The organism is Amycolatopsis sp. NPDC114478, from assembly GCF_055633805.1.
Window position 1 is genome coordinate 81,937 of record NZ_JBVKDO010000004.1, and the last position, 20,906, is coordinate 102,842.

The 20,906-nt window shown below is 71.3% G+C and carries 22 protein-coding genes and 2 riboswitches; of the genes, 11 read left to right on the top strand and 11 right to left on the bottom strand.

The window, feature by feature from the left end:
- Positions 1–13 precede the first annotated feature (13 nt).
- Positions 14–643, bottom strand: a complete 630-nt coding sequence (locus ACZ7OH_RS12995; RefSeq protein WP_470280994.1) for a LytR C-terminal domain-containing protein — start codon at positions 641–643, stop codon at positions 14–16.
- Positions 640–948 carry a DUF3263 domain-containing protein gene (locus ACZ7OH_RS13000; protein WP_155544154.1) on the bottom strand — a complete coding sequence of 103 codons (309 nt, stop codon included), beginning with the start codon at positions 946–948 and terminating at the stop codon, positions 640–642. The genes ACZ7OH_RS12995 and ACZ7OH_RS13000 overlap by 4 nt, the downstream gene beginning before the upstream one ends.
- Positions 949–1,103: 155 nt before the next feature.
- On the opposite strand from ACZ7OH_RS13000, the gene ACZ7OH_RS13005 reads away from it, so the two are divergent.
- Entirely contained in the window at positions 1,104–1,682 is a 579-nt protein-coding gene (locus ACZ7OH_RS13005) for a peptide deformylase (protein ID WP_470280995.1), read from the top strand.
- Positions 1,683–1,734: 52 nt separating this feature from the next.
- Here ACZ7OH_RS13005 and ACZ7OH_RS13010 read toward each other — a convergent pair whose 3' ends face one another.
- A complete protein-coding gene (locus ACZ7OH_RS13010; RefSeq protein ID WP_470280996.1) occupies positions 1,735–3,900 on the bottom strand; it encodes a glycoside hydrolase family 15 protein in 2,166 nt (721 codons plus the stop codon).
- Positions 3,901–4,102: 202 nt separating this feature from the next.
- On the opposite strand from ACZ7OH_RS13010, the gene ACZ7OH_RS13015 reads away from it, so the two are divergent.
- The 4 genes from ACZ7OH_RS13015 (at position 4,103) to ACZ7OH_RS13030 (ending at position 7,852) form a co-directional block, all read left to right on the top strand.
- On the top strand, positions 4,103–5,014 hold the full coding sequence (locus tag ACZ7OH_RS13015) for a S1C family serine protease (protein WP_470280997.1): 912 nt from the start codon (positions 4,103–4,105) through the stop codon (positions 5,012–5,014).
- A 38-nt stretch (positions 5,015–5,052) separates the two neighbouring features.
- Positions 5,053–5,174, top strand: a riboswitch (TPP riboswitch).
- A complete protein-coding gene (thiC, locus tag ACZ7OH_RS13020) occupies positions 5,168–6,802 on the top strand; it encodes a phosphomethylpyrimidine synthase ThiC (RefSeq protein WP_470280998.1) in 1,635 nt (544 codons plus the stop codon). Its footprint overlaps the riboswitch before it by 7 nt.
- Positions 6,799–7,599 (top strand): bifunctional hydroxymethylpyrimidine kinase/phosphomethylpyrimidine kinase, encoded by an 801-nt coding sequence (thiD, locus tag ACZ7OH_RS13025; protein ID WP_470280999.1) that lies wholly within the window; start codon positions 6,799–6,801, stop codon positions 7,597–7,599. The genes thiC and thiD (ACZ7OH_RS13025) overlap by 4 nt, the downstream gene beginning before the upstream one ends.
- A 40-nt stretch (positions 7,600–7,639) precedes the next feature.
- The gene (locus ACZ7OH_RS13030) at positions 7,640–7,852 is read left to right on the top strand and encodes a hypothetical protein (protein WP_470281000.1); all 213 of its coding nucleotides are present in this window, start codon (positions 7,640–7,642) and stop codon (positions 7,850–7,852) included.
- A 125-nt stretch (positions 7,853–7,977) separates the two neighbouring features.
- Here the strand turns inward: ACZ7OH_RS13030 and ACZ7OH_RS13035 are convergent, their stop codons facing one another.
- A complete protein-coding gene (locus ACZ7OH_RS13035; RefSeq protein WP_470281001.1) occupies positions 7,978–8,988 on the bottom strand; it encodes a phosphatidylinositol-specific phospholipase C domain-containing protein in 1,011 nt (336 codons plus the stop codon).
- A gap of 103 nt (positions 8,989–9,091) precedes the next feature.
- Between ACZ7OH_RS13035 and thiD (ACZ7OH_RS13040) the strand changes: the two genes are divergently transcribed.
- A complete protein-coding gene (gene thiD / locus ACZ7OH_RS13040; protein ID WP_470281002.1) occupies positions 9,092–9,910 on the top strand; it encodes a bifunctional hydroxymethylpyrimidine kinase/phosphomethylpyrimidine kinase in 819 nt (272 codons plus the stop codon).
- 59 nt (positions 9,911–9,969) lie between these two features.
- Entirely contained in the window at positions 9,970–10,773 is an 804-nt protein-coding gene (locus ACZ7OH_RS13045; RefSeq protein ID WP_470281003.1) for an ion transporter, read from the top strand.
- A 417-nt stretch (positions 10,774–11,190) separates the two neighbouring features.
- Here the strand turns inward: ACZ7OH_RS13045 and ACZ7OH_RS13050 are convergent, their stop codons facing one another.
- From ACZ7OH_RS13050 to thiO, 4 genes are all read right to left on the bottom strand, one after another.
- On the bottom strand, positions 11,191–11,619 hold the full coding sequence (locus ACZ7OH_RS13050; protein ID WP_364452288.1) for a MarR family winged helix-turn-helix transcriptional regulator: 429 nt from the start codon (positions 11,617–11,619) through the stop codon (positions 11,191–11,193).
- 97 nt (positions 11,620–11,716) lie between these two features.
- The gene (gene thiG / locus ACZ7OH_RS13055; RefSeq protein WP_470281004.1) at positions 11,717–12,475 is read right to left on the bottom strand and encodes a thiazole synthase; all 759 of its coding nucleotides are present in this window, start codon (positions 12,473–12,475) and stop codon (positions 11,717–11,719) included.
- A 1-nt stretch (position 12,476) separates the two neighbouring features.
- The gene (thiS, locus tag ACZ7OH_RS13060) at positions 12,477–12,677 is read right to left on the bottom strand and encodes a sulfur carrier protein ThiS (RefSeq protein WP_400895877.1); all 201 of its coding nucleotides are present in this window, start codon (positions 12,675–12,677) and stop codon (positions 12,477–12,479) included.
- Positions 12,677–13,750, bottom strand: coding sequence for a glycine oxidase ThiO (gene thiO, locus ACZ7OH_RS13065; protein WP_470281005.1), 1,074 nt, complete (start codon positions 13,748–13,750; stop codon positions 12,677–12,679). The genes thiS and thiO overlap by 1 nt, the downstream gene beginning before the upstream one ends.
- A riboswitch (TPP riboswitch) is annotated at positions 13,744–13,849 on the bottom strand. (Overlaps the previous gene by 7 nt.)
- Positions 13,850–13,880: 31 nt before the next feature.
- Between thiO and thiE the strand changes: the two genes are divergently transcribed.
- On the top strand, positions 13,881–14,540 hold the full coding sequence (gene thiE / locus ACZ7OH_RS13070; RefSeq protein WP_470281006.1) for a thiamine phosphate synthase: 660 nt from the start codon (positions 13,881–13,883) through the stop codon (positions 14,538–14,540).
- 7 nt (positions 14,541–14,547) lie between these two features.
- Here thiE and ACZ7OH_RS13075 read toward each other — a convergent pair whose 3' ends face one another.
- Complete coding sequence (locus ACZ7OH_RS13075; protein WP_470281007.1) at positions 14,548–15,282, bottom strand: hypothetical protein; 735 nt, start codon at positions 15,280–15,282, stop codon at positions 14,548–14,550.
- Positions 15,283–15,429: 147 nt separating this feature from the next.
- On the opposite strand from ACZ7OH_RS13075, the gene ACZ7OH_RS13080 reads away from it, so the two are divergent.
- On the top strand, positions 15,430–16,380 hold the full coding sequence (locus ACZ7OH_RS13080) for a threonine ammonia-lyase (protein WP_470281008.1): 951 nt from the start codon (positions 15,430–15,432) through the stop codon (positions 16,378–16,380).
- Here ACZ7OH_RS13080 and ACZ7OH_RS13085 read toward each other — a convergent pair.
- Complete coding sequence (locus ACZ7OH_RS13085; protein ID WP_470281009.1) at positions 16,377–17,906, bottom strand: MFS transporter; 1,530 nt, start codon at positions 17,904–17,906, stop codon at positions 16,377–16,379. The two genes, ACZ7OH_RS13080 and ACZ7OH_RS13085, sit on opposite strands and share 4 nt — an antisense overlap.
- Entirely contained in the window at positions 17,903–18,658 is a 756-nt protein-coding gene (locus ACZ7OH_RS13090; RefSeq protein ID WP_086678867.1) for a GntR family transcriptional regulator, read from the bottom strand. The genes ACZ7OH_RS13085 and ACZ7OH_RS13090 overlap by 4 nt, the downstream gene beginning before the upstream one ends.
- Before the next feature lie 148 nt (positions 18,659–18,806).
- On the opposite strand from ACZ7OH_RS13090, the gene ACZ7OH_RS13095 reads away from it, so the two are divergent.
- Both ACZ7OH_RS13095 and ACZ7OH_RS13100 read left to right on the top strand, forming a co-directional pair.
- A complete protein-coding gene (locus ACZ7OH_RS13095) occupies positions 18,807–19,853 on the top strand; it encodes an SIS domain-containing protein (protein ID WP_470281010.1) in 1,047 nt (348 codons plus the stop codon).
- Positions 19,850–20,869 carry an N-acetylglucosamine kinase gene (locus tag ACZ7OH_RS13100; protein ID WP_470281011.1) on the top strand — a complete coding sequence of 340 codons (1,020 nt, stop codon included), beginning with the start codon at positions 19,850–19,852 and terminating at the stop codon, positions 20,867–20,869. The genes ACZ7OH_RS13095 and ACZ7OH_RS13100 overlap by 4 nt, the downstream gene beginning before the upstream one ends.
- Positions 20,870–20,906 lie beyond the last annotated feature (37 nt).

The following is a 20,906-nucleotide window of genomic DNA, read 5'->3' on the forward strand; positions in this document are numbered from 1 at the left end:
CGGCCCCTTCACATCAGCTGCCCTTGTGGCCGGACTGGTATTCCTTCGTCACGATCACTATCACGCCGGGGCTCGCGCTCTCGATGCCCGGGAAGCGGGGCTCGGCCTTGATGCCGAACTCCTGCGCGAGCTGCTTGGCGGCGGCTTCCTCGTCGGTGCCCGGGCGGTAGAACGCCGTCGTCGTCGGGATGACGCCCTGCGAGTAGTTGCTGACCTCGTTGACGTTCCACCCGGAACCGCGGAAGTCCTCCGCCGCCCGGTCCGCCAGGCCCTTGATCGTCGAGTTGTTGAACACCCGGACGGTCACCCACTTGTTGGACGCCTGCTGGTCACCGGGCTGGCCGGGCTGCCCCTGCGTGGGCTGGCCGGGCGCCGGGGAGGACGTCGGCGGCGGGGTGGGTGACGACGGGTTCGTCGAGGTCGAGGACGAGGGCGGGGTGGCCGTCGACGACGTCGCCGGCGGCGCCGACGTCCCGCCGGACGTGCCCGGCTGCGTCGCCGTGCCGCTCGGCCCGGCCTCGTTGGACCCGTTGTCCCCGCTCAACGCGGAGATCCCGCCGATGACCGCGGCGATGATCGCCACGCCGACCAGGGCGACGCCCGCGGCCTTCATCGGCCGGGACATTCCCGAAAACACGCTCATTTCAGCTCGATCCCCAGTCGCCGGGCGCCTCGCTTGCGCTGGCGGGTGGCGCGGGTCTTGCGCAGCCGCTTCACCAGCATCGGGTCCGCTTCGATCGCCTCCGGCTTCTCCAGCAGCTTGTTGAGCAGCTGGTAGTAGCGCGTCGCGGACAAGTCGAAGCGTTCGCGGATGGCGTTCTCCTTCGCCCCGGCGTGCCGCCACCACTGGCGCTCGAAGGCGAGGATCTCGACCTCGCGTTCGGTCAGGCCGGGTACGGGCTTCGGCGGCGACGGCTGCGGCTCAGCCATCGACTCCGCGGCGTCCATCCGAGTCCCTCCCAATCGGGCGTCATGGCGAATCAGACCTAGCTCTTCCGCGGGCGCCATTCAACCACGGAAGCGGCCGCCGACGTGGGCATCGACCCCGGCGCGTCACGGTCTGATGCAGGTCTACCAGAAGGGTCCGACTAAACTGGCTCGCCGTGACCATCCACCCCATCGTGATCGCCGGCGAACCCGTGCTGCACCAGCCGACCCGGGAGATCACCGAGTTCGACGACCAGCTCGGCACGCTCGTCGACGACATGTTCGAGACGATGTACGCCGCCGAGGGCGTCGGCCTCGCGGCCAACCAGATCGGCCTCGACCTGCGGGTGTTCGTCTACGACTGCCCGGACGACGAAGGCGTGCGGCACAAGGGCGTCGTGGTCAACCCGAAGCTGGAGACGTCGGAGATCCCGGAGACCATGCCGGACCCGGACGACGACTGGGAGGGCTGTCTCTCGGCGCCCGGCGAGTCGTACCCGACGGGCCGCGCGAAGTGGGCGAAGGTGACCGGCTCGGACGTCGAGGGCAACCCGATCGAGGTCGAGGGCACCGGCTACTTCGCGCGCTGCCTTCAGCACGAGACCGACCACCTGGACGGGTACATCTACCTCGACCGCCTGGTCGGCCGCCACGCGCGCGCGGCGAAGAAGATGCTGAAGCACAACAAGTGGGGCGTCCCGGGCAACTCGTGGCTGCCGCCCAAGACGCCCGAGGACGACGGCGCCGTCATCTGACACCACGAAGGGCCCCTCGAAGCCGAGGGGCCCTTCGCCGTTTCACGAGCGGTCAGCAGCCGAGGAAGTGGCAGCGGACCACCTTCGGCGTCTCCAGCACCGAACCCGCCTCGACGTCCCAGGCGAGCCGGACGTACTGGGCGTGCGTCCAGGCCAGCGGGGTCGCCGACGTGTTCGGCGTCCCGGTCGGGAAGCCCGTCTGGCCCGACGGCGGGTTCTCGTCCCACACCTGCTCCGGCATGGTCTCCGCCGAGCTGCTCACCCGGCCGAGGTCACGCAGCCGCCGCGCGGCCGAGGCCGGGTCGCCGAGCGTCAGCTCGTACTCGCCGCGCTCGCCGGCCAGCAGCGGCCACAGCCGGCCGAACGTCGTGCGGCTTCCGGCCGGGAACGTGTAGTCCCACGGCGAACCGTCGGCCTGCTCGCCGTAGCCGTCCTTCGTGTACCGGTGCCAGAACTGGCCGGTCGGCGTCGTGAAGGCGATCTCCTTATCGGTGGCGCGCACGCTGTTGCGGATCACCGGGTCGTCCGCGCGGTAGACGCCGAGCCGGACGAGGTCGAGGAAGCCCGCGTCGGTGACCGCGCGCTGGTCCATCGTCACGCTCGAGTTGCCGAGGTTGTACGTCGTCCCCGCGTTCGCGTTGGCGTCCTTGGTCAAGCGGACGAAGTACGGGTCCTTCGACAGCGGCCCGTTCGTGGTGATCGTCTGCTTGGGCAGGTCGGCCTTCATCTTGTCGGCCGCGGCGAGGTACCGGGCGGCGTCGGCGGCCGCGCCGCTGTGCGAGGCGAGGTCCGCCGCGCAGACCAGTCCGGCGATCACCGACGCGATGGTCGACGGGGACCAGCCGTCCTGCTCTTCCCAGCGCTCCTGCTGGGTGTACGGCGAAGCCTGCCCGTTCGGGCCCCGGTAGCCGAGGATGAAGTCGGCGGCCTTCTTGACGCCGGGCCACAGGTCGGTGCGGCCGAGCTGCTGGGCCAGCACGATCGGGAAAGCGGTTTCGTCGAGCTGGACCGACGTCCAGTACGGCACGCCGTCGACGCGGCTGTTCTGCGGCAGGTGCCCGTCGGGCTGCTGCTGCGTGCCGAACATGTAGGACACCGCGCGGTTCGCGGCGGCCGTGTCGCCGCCGGCGGCCAGGCCGGTCGCGATCTGGTAGAGGTCGCGCGGCCAGACCAGGTGGTAGGTGCCGGACGGCGACCACTCCGGGTCGTTGTTGCCGAAGCGCCACGGCATGCTCGGCGACGCGATGAAGGCGCCGGGGTGGTGCTTGTCCTCGCTCGCGGCGAGCGTCAGCATCGACGCCTTGTAGAGGTCGCGCTCGGCGTCGGTCTTCAGCGACGACGGCGGCTTGCTGACGCCGCGCAGGTACTGCTCCCACCCGCGGTCGTACGCGCGTGCGACGTCGCGGAAGCCGCGTCGCTGCGACGCCTGCGCGTTGCCGAGCGCGTCGGCGGCCTTCGCGCCCATGCCGAGGGCGAGGGTGACGTGCCGGTTGCGGACGCCGTCGGCGTTCGTCTGCCCGGTCAGCACGACGTTGCCCTTGGCGGCGGTGTCGTAGGAGTTCAGCTTGAAGGTCTTCGTGAGCTGCGTGTTCCCGTCGGACGCGGCCGCGTAGCCGACACTCGTCTTCGTGAAGGCGGGCTTGGCGGTGAGCGCGGCGGCGTTGCTCGCGTCCTGCGCGGTGACGGCGTCGCCCTTTCGCGCGGCGGAGTCGTCCGAGCCGTCGTTGGTCAGGTCCGGGTCGGCGACCGCGTAGAGCTGGTACGGCCGCCCGGTGAGCGACTGGAAGTCGACGTCCACCAGCACGGTCGTGGCGGCCGGGTCGGTGACGTACGTCTTGCGCAGGCGCCAGCGGTGCTGGTCGTCGGTGATGGTCTGCTCGTAGGTCAGGCTGTCGTCGTCGGTCCGCCGGACCTGCTGGGACTTCGCGGTGTAGTCGGTGACGGCGAAGCTCCGGCCGTCCGTGACGACGAAGTTCATCGAGCGGACGCTCGGCGTCGACAGGTCCGGGTAGTAGACCTCGGACAGTTGGCCACCTTGGAGGGTGAACCAGACGTTGCCGGCCCGGTCGTGCGCCGTGCCGAAGCCGGTCTTGTTCGCGGGCAGCCAGCTGGGATGGGCACCCGGGGCGCCGGGAGCCTCGCCCTGGGCCGCCGCGATCCCCGGGATCAGGCCGGTGACCAGCAGCCCGGCGAGGGCGCCGAACATGAGTTTGCGCATATCAACCCCACAGAAGATCGCTTCTGCACCGTTACAGAAGCGCTTTGGGAGTCTGCCGCCGAATCTTCACCGGCGCATGGTCCGATCCGGTGAACCACTGACCGTCACTGGTCCGGTCGGCGGTTCACGAACAGCGAACCGACTTCCCCGATTTCCCGGCGCACACTTGAAGTACCTGCAACGGTGTAATCGAGGTGCCCTCATGGAAGACGCGATGGACGCCTACTCGCGCGCGGTCAGCACCGTCGCCAAGACCGTCACCCCGCACGTCGCCGGGGTTCAGCTCGCGCGCGGGAGCGGGTCGGCCGTCGTCTTCGCCGACGATGGCCACCTGCTCACCAACGCCCACGTCGTCGCCGACCACCGCCGCGGCGTCGCGACCTTCGCCGACGGCAGCGAAGTGCCCGTCGACGTCGTCGGTGCCGACCCGCTGTCCGATCTGGCCGTGCTGCGGGCGCGCGGCGAGACGCCGTCGGCGGCGCAGCTCGGCGATGCCGACCGGCTCGTCGTCGGGCAGCTCGTCGTCGCCATCGGGAGCCCGCTCGGGTTCTCCGGCACCGTCACCGCCGGCGTCGTCAGCGCGCTCGGCCGGGCGCTGCCGGTGCGCCACGGCCGCGCCGGGCGGGTGATCGAGGACGTCATCCAGACCGACGCCGCCCTCAACCCGGGCAACTCCGGCGGCGCGCTCGCCGACTCCGCCGGCCGCGTCGTCGGGATCAACACCGCCGTGGCCGGGTTCGGGCTCGGGCTCGCGGTGCCGATCAACGCGACGACCCGGCGGATCATCGACACGCTGGTCGTCGAAGGCCGGGTGCGGCGCGCGTACCTCGGCGTCGTCGGCGTGCCCGCGCCGCTGCCGGACGACATCGCCGAGCGCACCGGGCAGAGCGCCGGGCTGCGGGTGCACGAAGTCGTCTCCGGCGGCCCCGCGGACCGGGCGGGCCTCAAGGCGGGCGACCTCGTGCTGACCGTCGGCCGCACCCGCGTCTCGGACGCCCAGGGCATCCAGCGTCAGCTGTTCGCGGAGGTGATCGGCACCGCACTGCCGATCACCGTGCTGCGCAACGGCGCCATGGTCGACGTGTACGCCACTCCGGCCGAGTTGGTCGGGTGACTTGAGTATCGCGCTCCGGCGTGGCATGGTCGGTGGCACAACACCAACGCGGGAGCTCGCGCCATGGCGGGCTGAGAGGGTGACTTGCGTTTCGCAGGCGTCACCGACCGCATGAACCTGACCGGGTAATGCCGGCGTAGGGAGTGAAAGTCGTTGACGACTTTGGAAAACAAGCACGTCTCCGTCACCACGGGTCCGATCACCGGTTCGCACAAGGTTTACCACCAGACGGAATCCGGATTGCGGGTTCCCGCGCGCCGGATCGACCTCTCGAACGGTGAGCACTTCGACGTCTACGACACTTCGGGGCCGTACACGGATCCGGAAGCTTCGATCGACGTCCACAGTGGACTGCACCGGCTGCGCGCCGGCTGGGCCGACGGCCGCGAGCACAACACCCAGCTCGGCTGGGCCAAGCAGGGCGTCATCACCCGCGAAATGGAGTACATCGCGGCCCGCGAACGGGTTTCCGCGGAGTTCGTGCGGGACGAGGTGGCCCGCGGCCGCGCGGTGATCCCGGTCAACCGCAAGCACCCCGAGTCCGAGCCGATGATCATCGGCAAGAACTTCCTCGTGAAGATCAACGCCAACATGGGCAACTCGGCCGTCTGGTCGTCGGTCGAGGAAGAGGTCGACAAGATGGTGTGGGCGACCCGCTGGGGCGCCGACACGATCATGGACCTCTCCACCGGCAAGCGGATCCACGAGACGCGCGAGTGGATCGTCCGCAACTCGCCGGTCCCGGTCGGCACCGTGCCGATCTACCAGGCGCTGGAAAAGGTCGACGGCGAACCGGAAAAGCTGTCGTGGGAGATCTACCGCGACACGATCATCGAACAGTGCGAACAGGGCGTCGACTACGTCACCGTGCACGCCGGCGTGCTGCTGCGCTACATCCCGCTGACCGCCCGGCGCGTCACCGGCATCGTCAGCCGCGGCGGGTCGATCATGGCCGCGTGGTGCCTCGCGCACCACCAAGAGTCCTTTTTGTACACGCACTTCGAGGAACTCTGCGAGATCCTGCGGCAGTACGACGTCACGTTCTCCCTCGGCGACGGCCTGCGTCCCGGCTCGATCGCCGACGCCAACGACCGCGCCCAGTTCGCCGAGCTGGAAACCCTCGGTGAGCTCACGCACATCGCGCGTTCGCACGACGTCCAGGTGATGATCGAGGGCCCCGGCCACGTGCCGATGCACAAGATCAAGGAGAACGTCGAGCTCGAGGAGAAGCTCTGCGACGAGGCGCCGTTCTACACCCTCGGTCCACTCGCGACGGACATCGCGCCCGCGTACGACCACATCACGTCGGCCATCGGCGCGGCCCAGATCGGCTGGTACGGCACGGCGATGCTGTGCTACGTCACGCCGAAGGAGCACCTCGGCCTGCCGAACCGCGACGACGTCAAGACGGGCGTGATCACGTACAAGATCGCCGCCCACGCCGCGGACCTGGCCAAGGGGCACAAGTACGCTCAGGAGTGGGACGACGAGCTGTCGAAGGCGCGGTTCGAGTTCCGCTGGAACGACCAGTTCAACCTCTCGCTCGACCCGGACACCGCGCGCTCGTTCCACGACGAGACGCTGCCCGCCGAGCCGGCCAAGACCGCGCACTTCTGCTCGATGTGCGGCCCGAAGTTCTGCTCGATGCGGATCACGCAGGACGTCCGCAAGTACGCCGAGGAGCACGGTCTGTCCACTGTGGAGGCCATCGAGGCCGGCATGGCTTCGAAGTCCGCGGAGTTCACCGAGTCCGGCGGCCAGGTGTACCTGCCCGTGGTGCAACCGTGACACCGCCGACCGCCCTCACCATCGCCGGATCGGACTCCGGCGGTGGTGCGGGCATCCAGGCGGACCTGCGGACGTTCTTCGCGCACGGCGTCCACGGGCTGGTGGCGCTGACGGCGGTCACCGTGCAGAACTCGTTGGGCGTGCAGGGTTTCACGGAGATCCCGGCCGACGTCGTCACCGCGCAGATCAAGGCGGTGGCGTCGGACATGGGCGTCGACGCGGCCAAGACGGGCATGCTCGCGACGGCCGAGATCATCCGCGCGGTCGCGAAGACCCTCGACGAGACCGGCTTCGACTTCCCGCTGGTGGTCGACCCGGTGGCGGCGTCGATGACCGGCCATTCGCTGCTGCGCGAGGACGCCCTGGAGGCGATCCGCACGGAGCTGTTCCCCCGCGCGACGCTGATCACGCCGAACCTGGACGAGGTCGGCCTGCTGACGGGCATTTCGGTGTCCGACAAGGCATCCCAGCGCGCGGCGGCCGACGCGCTGCTCGAGTTCGGCTCCCGCTGGGTCCTCGTCAAGGGCGGCCACATGCAGGGGACGACGGACTGCGTGGACCTGCTTTCGGACGGCCGCGAGTACATCTCCCTCAGCGGACCGCGGTACAAGACGGAGAACACCCACGGCGGCGGCGACACGTTGGCGTCGTCGATCACGTCGTGGCTGGCGAAGGGCGCTTCGGTGCCGGACGCGGTGGCGGCGGGGAAGAAGTTCATCGAAAGGTGCGTGGCGGAGGCTTATCCGCTGGGCGCGGGTGTCGGGCCCGTCTCGCCGTTCTGGGTGCTGAGCCGGTAAATCACGCGCACACCGGAGGCCCCGCTGCCAGACTGGCCAGGTGACGACCGAGGAGTTCTGGCGGGCCCTTCCCGGCGGCGTGCAAGCCGAGTTCGACGCGCTGACCGGCCGGGGGCTCAACATCCGCGCGCTGCACTTCCTGCGCGAGAAGTGCGGTATGACGCCAGTGCCGGATCTCAAGGAGTGCGTGGAACTCCTCGACCACCGCGCCCGTGTCCTGCGCGAGCGCGACCGGCCGGACCGCGGGTCGTAGGCCGGTTTCGGCGCGACCGGCGTCCGGGAAGGCGATGAAGTCCACGGCGGGCCGGCCGGCCTCGTCGAACTGATCGAGGCCGGCCGGCCGAAGGTGGATCCGGCCGGCGAGCTCGTGCCGACCGGCTAACCGCGGGCGAGCACCTGGGGCAGCACCGTCGTCAACCCGGTCCAGTCCGAGGTGATCACCGACGCGTGCTGCTTCGCCAGGTCGGCGACGCGCTGGTTGGCCTGCTCGACCGTCGGGTTGTGGGCGTCGATGGCCGGCGCGACGTTCTGCCCGTCGGTCATCACCAGGTAGTAGTGGTTGGCGTCGTACCACCACGGCCCGGTCTGCGTCACCCACGCGTTCGCGTCGCCGTCGAACACCACGAACCACGGCTTGAGGTCGGCGGTGTACTTGTCCCGCGGGTCACCGCCGGCCGCGCCGTGCACGGTCGGGAAGATGTTCGCGTCGCCGAGCTTGCCCGCGTTCTTGAGCCCGACCAGGTACTGCGCGTACTCCACGTCGGTGTGCAGCGTGTCGGTCGGGTTCCCCTCCTCGACCGTGCCCGGGATGATCTCGGTGATCACCCGGCCCCGCAACGCGTCCACCGACGGCCATTTGTCCGCTTTGGACGCGTCGTCGAGCGTGGCGTAGCTCCCGAGCAGCTCGGCCGGGCGGAACGCGACGCTGCCGAGATGCGCCTTGAACGTCGCGTCGAGCAGCGCCGGGCCCATGCCGGTGTTGGCCGAGAAGCCCGTCTTCATCTCGAGCTTGAGCGTGATCGGCGTGTGCCCGGGGTGGGCGGCCAGCCAGATCCGGATGTCGTCGAGGCAGTACTCGAGGTTCTTGTTCTTGCCGCCGGTGTACAGCTGCGCCGCCGACGTGGCCGCGACGCAGTTGTTGTTGTTCCCCAACGGGTTCGAGTGGCTGACCTTCCACTCGTGGGTGAAGAAGTCCGGCCAGACGTCCAGCTCGATCAGCGACGAGCCGGCGTCGAGCGCCTGGGCCAGGTAGTCGTAGGCCGCCGGGTCGTACGTGTTGTGCACGCCGACCGTGGTGACGTGGGAAAGCTTCGGGCTGTCCGCGTGCGCCGCCGTCGCCCCCGAGAGCGCGAGCGCCGCCGTGAGGATTGCCACCGAGAAGAGCTTCATCCAGGCTCCTTCGAACGTGAGTAACCTTCACAATGTCTCACCGTGGTTGACTGTTGATGAAGCAAAAGAGGCTGATTGGCCTAGACCAGAAGTCGGGAAAACCATGATTCCTTCGGCGTTGACCATCGCGGGGTCGGACTCCGGCGGCGCCGCCGGGCTGCAGGCGGACCTGCGCACGTTCCTGACGTGCGGCGTGCACGGCCTGGTCGCGGTCACCGCCGTCACCGTCCAGAACACGCTCGGCGTGCACGACCGCGCCGACCTGCCGCCGCACATCGTGGCCGGGCAGATCGAGGCGGTCGCGGCGGACATGGGCGTCGGCGCGGCCAAGACGGGCATGCTGGCGTCGGCCGAGATCATCCACGCGGTCGCGGCCGCGTGCGACCGCGCGGAGATCGGGCGCGACGAGAAGATCCCGTTCGTCGTCGACCCGGTCGCGGCGTCGATGCACGGCCACCCGCTGTTCGACGAAGCGGGCCTGCACGCCCTGCGCGACGAGCTGCTCCCGCGCGCGACGGTGCTCACGCCCAACCTCGACGAGGTCCGGCTCCTCACCGGCATGACGGTGACCGACCGCGACGGCATGCACGCGGCGGCGGTGGTCCTGCACCGGATGGGCCCGCGGTACGTCCTGGTCAAGAGCGGCCACCTGCAGGCCGACCCGGAGTGCGTGGACCTGCTGTTCGACGGCTCGACGTTCGTGGAGCTGCCGGGCAAGCGCTACGCGACGCCGCACACGCACGGCGCGGGCGACACGATGGCGTCGGCGCTGACGGCGGGGCTGGCGAAGGGCATGCCGGTCGTCGAGGCCGCGCGGTACGGCAAGTGGTTCGTCTCCCACGCGGTCGAGCACGCCTACCCGATGGGAGCGAAGGTCGGCCCGGTCTCGGCCTTCTGGCGGCTGGCACCCGAGGAGCGCTGAGTACAAGCCCGGTTACCATCCCTGCGTTTACTGATCCTTGAACCAAGCAGGGGGCGGCCTTGACCGGACGCGAGCGCGTGGCGAAGGTCCTCGAAGACCGCCGCTTCCAGAACTTCATCATCGCCGTGATCGTCTTCAACGCGGTCGCCCTGGGCATGGAGACGTCGACGTCCCTCATGGCCGGCTACGGCGACCTCCTGCACGTCCTCGACCACGTCGCGCTCGGCATCTTCGTCGCCGAGCTGCTGGCGAAGTTCTACGCCTACCGCGGCGGCTTCTTCCGCGACAACTGGAACGTCTTCGACCTGCTCGTCGTCGGCATCGCGGTGATCCCGGCGACCGGGCCGTTCGCCGTCCTGCGGTCGTTGCGCGTGCTCCGGGTGCTGCGGCTGATCTCGGTCGTGCCGTCGATGCGCAAGGTCGTCTCGGGCCTGCTCGCCGCGATCCCCGGCATGGCCTCGATCGCCGCCCTGCTGGCGCTGATCATCTTCGTGGCCGGGGTGATGGCGACGAAGCTGTTCGGCGCCATCGACCCGGGCGACTTCGGCGATCTCGGCACGTCGCTGTTCACGCTGTTCCAGGTGATGACCGGCGAGGCGTGGCCGGACATCGCGAAGACGATCATGGAACAGGCGCCGATGGCCTGGATCTTCTTCGTCGTCTACATCCTGGTGTCGAGCTTCGCGGTGCTGAACCTGTTCATCGCCGTGGTGGTCAGCGGCATGGAAGACGAGCTGCGCCAGGACATCCGCGAGGAAGAGGCGAAGCAGGCCGAAACCCAGGCCGCGGCGAACCAGGAGATCCTCGACGAGCTCCGGGCCCTGCGCGCGGAGCTCGCCGAGCTGCGCCGGACCGCCGCTTAGCGGAACGCGGCGACGTTGCGCGCGACCCACTCGGCGAAGGAGCGCGCAGGCCGCCGAGGACCCGTTCGACGTCCGGGCTGACGCGCGGTTCAGCCGCGCTGGGAGCGCCGAGAGCGGCTTCGATGGCCGCCTGCCCGCGTGGGGTGATCACCTCCGGTCCGGTCAGCTCGTAGGTGCCGCCGGTGTAGCGGTCGTCCAGCAGGCAGGCCGCGGCGATGTCCGCGGGGGCGCGGCGACGACCCGCCGCGCGCGGACGGACCCGGCCCACCACAAGGCGGAGGTGTTTCACACCGACTGCGTCGCCCGGGACGTCGTCGGCCACGTCACCAGCCGGTGGGGCGTCCGGGTGCTGATCTCCTACGGACTGACCGAGTTCGGCCGGGACATCGGCGAACCGCTGACGGCTCGCGGACTAGCTCAGTCGTCCGCGATCAGGGCCTCGAGCGCCGGGAGCGCCGCCGTGAGGGCTTCGCGGTGCTCGGGGGTCAAGCGGTCGAGACGGCGGTTCAGCTCCTGCACCCGCGTCGACCGGACGCCGGACACCAGCCGCTCGCCCTCTTCGGTCGCCTTCGCCAGCCACGCCCGGCGGTCGACCGGGTCGGACTCGCGGCTGACGTACCCCGCCTCGACCAGGGACGCGATGATCCGCGACATCGTCGCTGCGGCGACGCCCTCCTTCGCGGCGAGGTCGCCCAAGCGCAGCTGCCCGGAGATCACCAGCGTCGCGAGGGCCGAGATGGCGCCGTGGCCGGGGCCGGGCACGCCGGCCTGCCGCAGCGACCGGGACAGCCTGCCGACGGCCAGGTACAACCTGCCCGAGACGTCCTGGACCGATGTGCTCGTCACGGCTGGCTCCTTCTGCCCTGCCCCGCCGCGGATGCGCCGGAAAGTGCCGTCCACCTTACGGGCTCGCCCTGCGCGCTCGGCGTGAAGCCACCCGGGTTCACCGGGGTGGACTCGACGCCTTCGCCCAGAAGCGCTGCGGCACGCGCCCCGCGCTCCTGGCCAGGTGACCGGCGACGACAGCCGAGCGCATGGCGGCGGCCATCCGCTCCGGGTCCGCCGCCCGGGTGACGGCCGTCGACAGCAGGACGGCGTCGCAGCCGAGCTCCATCGCCAGCGTCGCGTCCGACGCCGTGCCGATTCCGGCGTCCAGGATCACCGGCACGCCCGCCCGCGAAACGATCAGCTCGATGTTGTGCGGATTCCGGATGCCGAGGCCGGTACCGATCGGCGCGCCCAGCGGCATGACGGCGGCGCAGCCCGCCTCCTCCAGCCGCAGCGCGAGCACCGGGTCGTCGTTCGTGTAGGCGAACACCGTGAACCCGTCGGCGGCCAGCCGCTCGGCGGCGTCGAGGGTCTCGAACGGGTCCGGCAGCAGCGTCCGGTCGTCGGCGTGCACCTCGAGCTTGATCAGATCGGTACCGAGCGCCTCCCGCGCGAGCTGCGCGGTGAGCACGGCTTCGGCGGCCGTGCGGCAGCCGGCTGTGTTCGGTAGCAGCTCGATCCCAAGCCTTCTCAGGAGTTCGAGGACGCCTGAGCCGCCTTCGGCGTCGGCGCGGCGCATGGCGACGGTGGTCAGCTCGGTGCCGGACGCGACCAGCGCCCGTTCCAGCACGGCGAGGTTGGCCGCGCCGCCGGTGCCGATGATCAGCCGGGACGTCAGCTTGGCGGTGCCGATGACCAGCGGTTCTTCGTCCACTTCAGCCTCCCTGGACCGCGGTGAGCACGTCGACGCCCGCGCCCTTGGGCACGGTGGTGGCCGCCCAGTCGCCGCGGCGGACGACGACGCCGTCGACCGCGACGGCGATGCCGGGCCGCTGCCCGCCCGCCGCGTCGAGGACGTCGGCGACGGTGGCGCCGTCCGGGAACTCCGTCCACTTCCCGTTGAGCTTGATCTCCATCACACGTGCTCCTTCTGGTGCAGGCGGGCGGGTGAAGCCGCTTCGACGCCTTCGGGCGGCTTCTCACCCCCGAGCCAGGCGACCACCGCGTCCGCGGTCACGGGGGCCATCAGCAGGCCGTTGCGGTGGTGCCCGGTGGCGGCGAAGACGCCGTCGTCCAGGACGCCGACGTACGGCAGCACGTCCCGGCTGCCGGCCCGCAGGCCCGCGGCGGTCTCGGCCAGCTCGTACTCGGTGATCGCGGGGAAGACGCGTTCGGCGCCTTCGATCAGCTCGCGCACGCCGCGCGCGGTGACGGCCTGGTCGAAGCCCGCTTCGTACTGCGTCGCGCCGAGGACGAGCTCCTGGTCGCCGCGCGGGACGAGGTAGATCGGCTTCCCCTCGACGACGGCCCGGACCGTCCGAGTCGGCGGCGGCAGGCAGCCGCGGCGGGGCCGGAGCCGGAGGATCTCGCCCTTGAGCGGGCGGACGGCGTCAGCCAGCTGCGGGTGCAGCCGCCCGGTCCAGGCGCCGGCGGCGAGCACGACGGCTTCGGCGTCCGGGATCCGTTCCACGCGTTCGCGGACGAACCGGACTTCTCGCTTCTGGCCGGCGGCGTACAGGGCTTGGAGGAGTTTCCGGTTGTCCACGGCCAGGTCGCCGGGCACGTGGAGTCCACTTCGGACAGAGCCGACCCCCGGTTCGAGGCGCTTGGTCTCCCGGCCGGTGAGCCGGTCGGCCGCGCGGCCGATGCGGTGCAGGTGGCTGGCCAGGATGTCCAGGTAGCCGGCGTCGGCGCTGTCGAAGGCGACGACGAGCGTGCCGTGTTCGGCCAGGCCGGGGTCGAGACCTTCGTGCGCCAGGTCGCTCGCGAAGCCGGGCCAGCGCTTCAGCGATTCTTCGCCGAGGCGCAGGACGTCTTCCTCGCCCGGCCAGGCCTCCGTGACCGGGGCGAGCATGCCGCCGGCCAGCCAGGACGCGCCGCCGCGGACGGGTTCGGGGTCGTAGAGGGTGACCTCGTGGCCGTTCGCGGCCGCGCGCCACGCCGTGGACAGGCCGATCACGCCGCCGCCCACCACTGCCAGGTTCGTCATGGAATCACGCTCCCTGCGCCGGCATGACCCGGATCAGGTTCCACGGTCGGAGCGGCAGCTCCCTCTCAGCCCGTCCCTCGGGCTCCCGTGCGGACCAGTCCACCCTAGCTGGCGAGGTACGGTCGCCGCTATGCCCGCCCTTTCCGGTGACAAGATCCGCGCCCGCCTCGACGCGGCGCGCCTGTACCTCTGCACGGACGCCCGCACGTCCCGCGGCGACCTGGCTTCCTTCGCCGACGCGGCGCTGGCCGGCGGCGTCGACATCATCCAGCTGCGCGACAAGACCGGCGCGTTGGAAGCCGCCGGCGAGATCGCGGCGCTGGAGGTGCTGGCCGAGGCCTGCGCGCGGCACGGAGCGTTGCTGTCGGTGAACGACCGGGCCGACGTGGCGCTGGCGGTCGGCGCGGACGTGCTGCACCTGGGTCAAGACGACATACCGGTGCCGTTGGCCCGCCGGATCCTCGGCGACGACGTGGTGATCGGCCGGTCGACGCACTCGCTGGACCAGGCCCTCGCGGCGGCCGCGGAGCCGGGCGTGGACTACTTCTGCACGGGCCCGTGCTGGCCGACGCCGACGAAGCCGGGCCGGCCCGCGCCGGGCCTGGACCTGGTGCGGTCGGTGGCGGGCTGGACCCCGGACCGCCCGTGGTTCGCGATCGGCGGCATCGACGGCGACCGGCTCCCCTCGGTGCTGGAGGCCGGAGCCTCACGGATCGTGGTCGTCCGCGCGATCACGGAGGCCGAGGACCCGGAAGCCGCGGCACGGGAGTTGCGCGCCCGGCTGGCCTGAAGGCCGGCTACGGGGTCGGGGTGGTCACCGCGCCCTTGCTGGTCGGCGGGGCCGTCGTCGCCGGGGCTGACGTCGACGGCTGCTGCGTCGTCGTGCTCGGCGTGGTCGTCGGCGTCTCCGACGAGGTCGTCGGGGCCGTTGACGTGTCCGACGGCGTCGTGGTGGTGTCCGTCGGGGACACCTGGGTGTCCCTCGAGGTCGACGGCGCCGTCGACGGCGTGGTGTCCGTGTGGCCACCGCCGCCGTTGCCGAAGATCTTGCCGATGCCCGTGCCCGTGCCGCCGCCGATCTGGGTGCCCGTCGCCGACTCGAACCCGACTATCGCCAGGATCGCCACCGCGAACGCCGCCACGCTGGTGCCGATGATCAACGGCCAGCGCAGCTTCCGCAGCCGCGACGACAGGTCCGAAGGCTCCGGTTTGGCCAGTTGCACCGTGGGCTGGTCGGTGATGGGGATTTCGACGGCTTCCCGCCGCCGGATCCCCGACGTCGCCAGCTGCCGCGCCTTGAGCGCCGCCTCGCGGGTGCGCTGCAGCGAGCGCAGGTACAGCTCGCTGCCGACCGTCGACACCACGCTCGCCACGCCCGCGCCGACGACCGTGCCCGCCACGCCCAGGGTCGATCCCAGCAGCGCCGCGGTCACCGCCGCGAGCGCCGCCGCCATCACCTGCGCGATCCGCAGGCCGGACTTTTCTTCCTTCGCCGTGTCCACCTCGGAAGCCGCTGCGTTCTCCTTGCTCATGATCCCGATCCGCTAGAAAGTCTTCTCCCCGTTCTCAACGTGTAAGGCGCGCGAGGAACTCCCCGCGTTGCCGGAGCGTGAGGAGCACCACTCCGACTGTCCACAATAGACACTCCACGTCGAACACTTTCTTGACATACTCGGCACATGGAACTGGTGACGATCTCCGACATCGAGGCCGCGGCGAAGCGCGTCCGGGATGTCGCCGTGCGAACGCCCCTGTTGCTCCAAACGTGGGATCCCCGCGAAACCCTGTGGCTCAAACCCGAAAACCTCCAGCCGGTCGGCGCGTTCAAGGTGCGCGGCGCGTTCAACGCGATCGCCACCCTCGACGAAGAACGGCGTACCCGGGGTGTCATCGCCTACTCCAGCGGCAACCACGCGCAAGCGGTCGCGTACGCCGCGCAGCGGTTCGGCGTGCCCGCGGTGATCGTCGTGCCGGACATCGCGCCGCGGATCAAGGTCGAGGCCACCCGCGGGTACGGCGCCGACGTGGTCGAGGTGCCGATCGGCGAGCACGAGGGGAAAGCGCACGAACTGGCCGCCGAACGCGGGCTGACCCTCGTCCCGCCCTTCGACGACGCGGCCGTCATCGCCGGGCAGGGCACGGTGGGCCTCGAGATCGCCGAAGACCTCCCCGAGGTCGACGTCGTGCTGGTGCCGGTCAGCGGCGGCGGGCTGGCCGCCGGCGTCGGCACCGCGATCAAGGCGCGCGCCCCGCACGCGACGGTCATCGGCGTCGAGCCGGCGCTGGCCGGCGACGCGACCGAGGGACACCGCCTGGGCCGCCGGGTCGACTGGCCGCAGGCCGACCGCGCCCGCACGATCGCCGACGGCCTGCGCGCGCAGCCGTCCGAGCTGACGTTCGCGCACCTGCGGGCGGTCGTCGACGCCATGGTCACGGTCTCCGAGGACGAGATCCGCGAGGCCGTGCGCACCCTCGCCCGCAAGGCCCGGCTGGTGGCCGAGCCCAGCGGCGCGGTGGCTACGGCGGCGTACCTGTTCCACGCGGCCGAGCTGCCGGCCGGGAAGACGGTCGCGATCGTCTCCGGCGGCAACGCCGACCCGGCGCTGCTCGCGGAGATCCTCGCGGGCTAGGAACCGGCGACCGGGGCCCCGCCGCGGACGTGCGTCGGCGGCCCCTCGACGCCGCAGTGGTAGCACTCGCCCAGGTGGGGGGACTCGTCGTCCGGTTTCCCGGCGGCCGGCGTCGACGGCGGCGCCAGGACGCCGTTGTGGATGCCCAGCGCGATCAGGCCCCCCACGACCGCCAGCGCCGCGCAGATGACCAGCGCCATCCGCCAGCCCGCGGTGAGCGCCACCGGGTCCGCGTACGCCTCGCCCGTCAGGCCGGCCGCCGCCGGCAGGACCGCGACCGCCAGGAGGCCGCCCGACCGCGCGATCGCGTTGTTGACGCCGGACGCGACACCGGCGTAGCGGTCCGGCGCCGCCGCGAGCACCGTCGCGGTCACCGGGGCCACGACCGTCGCCAGGCCGAGGCCGAACACGACCACCGCGGGCAGCACCGCGCCGAGGTAGGACGCGCCGGGTGCGATGCGCAGCATCAGCAGCATCCCGGCGCCGACGACGATCGGGCCGACCACCAGCTGCGTCCGCGGCCCGATGCGCTGGGCCAGCGCCCCCGACCGGCCGGACAGCAGCAGCATGATCACCGTCAGCGGCAGCCCGGCCAGGCCGGACGCCGTCGGCGAGTAGTGCAGCGACACCTGCAGCTGCATGACCAGCAGCATCATCACGCCGCCGAGCGCCGCGTACATGGCGAAGGTCAGCGCGTTGGCCAGGGTGAACGTCCGGTCGCGGAACAGCGACGGCGGCACCAGCGGCTCGCGCGCGCGGTGCTGGACGACGACGAACGCGGTCAGTCCCGCGATCCCCAGCAGGCCCGCGACCAGCACGATCGGGTCGCCGATGCCGCGGCCGGGCGCTTCCACCAGCGCGCCGGTGACGCCGGCCAGGCCGATCGCGCCCAGCGCCGCGGCGCCGAAGTCGGGGTGCCCGGTCGCCTCCGGGTCGCGGGACTCGGGGACGAACTTGCGGGCCATCAGCACGACGACCAGCGCGATCGGGACGTTGATCAGGAACGCGAGCCGCCACGACCACACCTGGACGAGGAAGCCGCCGAGTAGCGGCCCGGCGGCCGCGGCGATGCCGCCGAGGCCGGACCAGGCGCCGATCGCGCGGGCGCGCGCGTCGTGCGCGAAGGAGGACTGGAGGATCGCGAGCGACCCGGGCGTCAGCAGCGCGCCGCCGATGCCCTGCAGGATCCGCATCGCGACCAGCATCTCGGTGGACACGGCGGCGGCACACAGCCCGGAGGCGACGCCGAACCAGACGACGCCGATCAGGTACATGCGGCGCCGGCCGTACCGGTCGCCGAGGGAGCCGGCGACCAGGATGAGCGCGGCGAGCGCCAGCAGGTAGCCGTCGAGGATCCACTGCAGCCCCGCGACGGAGGCGTTCAGCTCGACACCGATGCGGGGCAGGGCGACGTTGACGATGGTGCCGTCGAGCATCGCCATGCCCGAACCGAGGATGGTGGTGGCGAGCACGCCCCGGGCGGCGTGCGTCCCCCAGCGGATCCCGGTGTCTTCCGTGGCGGTCACGGCATCAGCGTCGTGACGAACTTGTACCGGTCGCCGCGGTAGACCGAGCGGGCGTACTCGACGGGCTTGCCGTCCGTGGCGAACGAGTGCCGGGTCAGCCGCAGCACCGGCATGCCGACGTCGGCGCCGAGCATCTCCGCCTCTTCCGGACCGGCGAGCGACGTCTCGATCGATTCCTCGGCGCGTTCCAGTTCGACGCCGTAGTGCTCGCGTAGAACGGCGTACAACGAACCGCCCGCCGAGACGTGCTTGCGCAGCCCGCGGAATCGGCCGGCGGGCAGGTGCGAGGTCTCCAGCGCCATCGGCTGCGAGTCCGCCAGTCGAAGCCGTCGAAGGCGAAGAATTTTCGCACCAGTACGGATTCCGAGCAGTTTCGCGAGGTCGCCCTCAGCCGGCAGCTCCTCGAGTTCGAGCAGCTTCGACGACGGCTTCAGGCCCTGCCGGCGCATGTCCTCGGTGTAGGACGACAACTGCAGCCGCTGGGCCAGCTTCGGCTCGGCCGCGAAGGTGCCTTTGCCCTGCACGCGGTGCAGCCGGCCTTCGGCGGTGAGGTCGGCCAGCGCCTGGCGCACGGTGGTGCGGGAGACCGTGAACTCCCCGGCGAGCGCGCGTTCGGTCGGGATCGGCGACCCGGGCGGCAGCACGTCCAGGAGGTCGAGGAGGTGCTGTTTCAGCGCCCAGTACTTGGGCTCGCGCTGCCCGCGCATCCCGGCGACGGCGCTCGCCTCGCCCGTGGTGGTGGTCTCCAACATGCCCGACTCCCTATGTCTTCCCTCATCGCACGCCACGTCCCCGTAAGAAACGTACCCTTTTCCCCAAACGCGCCGCCCCACTAACATTGGTCTAGACCTGACCGACGCCGCCTGAGTCCGGTACATAATGCCGGAGGTGGAGAGGAAAATGATGACCGAACAACGGCCCGGCGAGCACATGGCCGCGGAGATCGCCCAGCAGCCGGAGGTACTGGCGGGACTGGTGGAGCGTCAGGCGGAAATCGCGGAGGTGGCGGAAAAGATCTCACAGAGGCCTCCGCGCTTCGCTTTGCTCGCCGCGCGTGGATCGAGCGACCACGCAGCGTTGTATGCGAAGTACCTGATCGAGGTACTTCTCGGCCTTCCGGCTGGTCTTGTCTCCCCGTCCACGGCGACCCTCTACGGCGCGCGGCCCGACTTGCGGGACGTGCTGTTCGTCACGGTCAGCCAGAGCGGTGGTTCGCCCGACCTGATCGAGGTCACCGAGTCGGCGCGGCGCCAGGGCGCGCTGACCGTGTCCGTCACCAACACGCCGGACTCGCCGCTGCGCGCGGCGTCCGAGCTCGGCGTCGACATCGGCGCCGGCCTCGAGAAGGCCGTCGCCGCGACCAAGACGTACTCGGCGACGCTGATGGCGCTCTACCTGCTCATCGACGCCGTCCGCGGCGGCAAGGCGGCCGACGCCGAGAAGATCGGCGAGCTGGCCCAGCAGACCCTGGACGGCGCCGCCGAGGGTGTCCAGCGCGCGGTCGACCGGTACCGCTTCGTGGACCGGGTCCTCACCACCGGCCGCGGCTACTCCTACGCCACGGCGCTCGAAGGTTCGCTCAAGCTGGCCGAGACCAGCTACCTCGCCGCCCGCGCGTACAGCGGCGCGGACCTGCTGCACGGCCCGGTCGCGGCGGTCGACGGCGAGACCGCCGTCCTCGCGGTGACCAGCCGCGGCCAGGGCGGGCAGGCGATGCACGAGGTCCTCGACGCCGTCGGCAAGCGCGGCGCGGACGTGCTCGCGGTCGGCTCGGCCGCCTCGGAGATGCCGGCGGCGCTGCGCATCGACGTCGCGCCGACGGTCGAAGAGCTCGCGCCGATCCTGGAGATCCTGCCGATCCAGCGGATCGCGCTCGGCCTGTCGCTCGCCCGCGGCGGCGACCCGGACAGCCCGCGCGGCCTGCTGAAGGTGACCAAGACGAGGTGAGCTTCGCGATCGGCGTCGACGCCGGCGGAACGTCGACCAGGGCCGCACTGGTCGACGCCACCGGCGTCGTGCTGGGCACCGGACGCGGCGACGGCGCCAACCCCAACTCGCACGCGCCCGAGGTCGCCGCGGGCCGGATCGCCGACGCGATCACCGCGGCGCTGGGCGCCCGCGACCCCGGCGACGTGCGCGCCTGCGTCGTCGGCATGGCGGGCGTCAGCAAGCTCAGCGACGTGCGCGTGGCGGCGGTGTTCGACGCGGCCTGGACGCGAATCGGGCTCACGAACGTCCGGGTGGTCGCCGACGCGGAAGTGGCGTACGCGTCCGCGACGTCGGCGCCGGACGGGACCGTGCTCGTCGCCGGGACCGGTTCCATCGCCGGCCGGATCCGCAAGCGGCGGCTGGCCGGCACGGCGGGCGGCTACGGCTGGCTGCTCGGCGACGAAGGCTCCGCGTTCTGGCTCGGCCGCGAAGCCGTCCGATCCACTTTGGAGGCTCTCGGGCGCGGGCTCCCCCTCGACGGGCTGCCCTCGGCGGTGCTCGCCGCCGCGCTCGGACCGTCCGGTTTGGACGTCCGGACGGACACCGGCCGGCTCGCGGCGTCGCGCGCGTTGATCACGGCGGCCAACGCCGAGGCGCCGGTCCGGCTCGCCCGGTTCGCCCCGTTGGTGAGCGCGGCGCACGACGCGGGCGAGCCCGCCGCGCGCGCGATCGTCACCCGAGCGGCCGAACTACTGGTCGCCAACGCGCTCGCCGCGCGCGAGCCCGGCGAGTCGACGCCGGTCGTGCTCGTGGGTTCGGTGCTCACCGGACAAAGCCCGATCGGGGAGCTCGTCCGCCGCGGTCTGTCCGGGCTCGAGGTGCTGACCAGCTCCGACGGGGTGCTGGGGGCGGCCTGGCTCGCCGCCGTGGACGCTTTCGGCGAAGGGGTGGTTAGACCAGTATTTCCCCAGACTGGGCAAATCCCTTGCCAGGAACACGTCAAAACGTCGACTGAACCCGGGTTTTCCGGGTAACGTAGTCAGCGGCCCCCGGACCCTCCCCCCTCGCCGG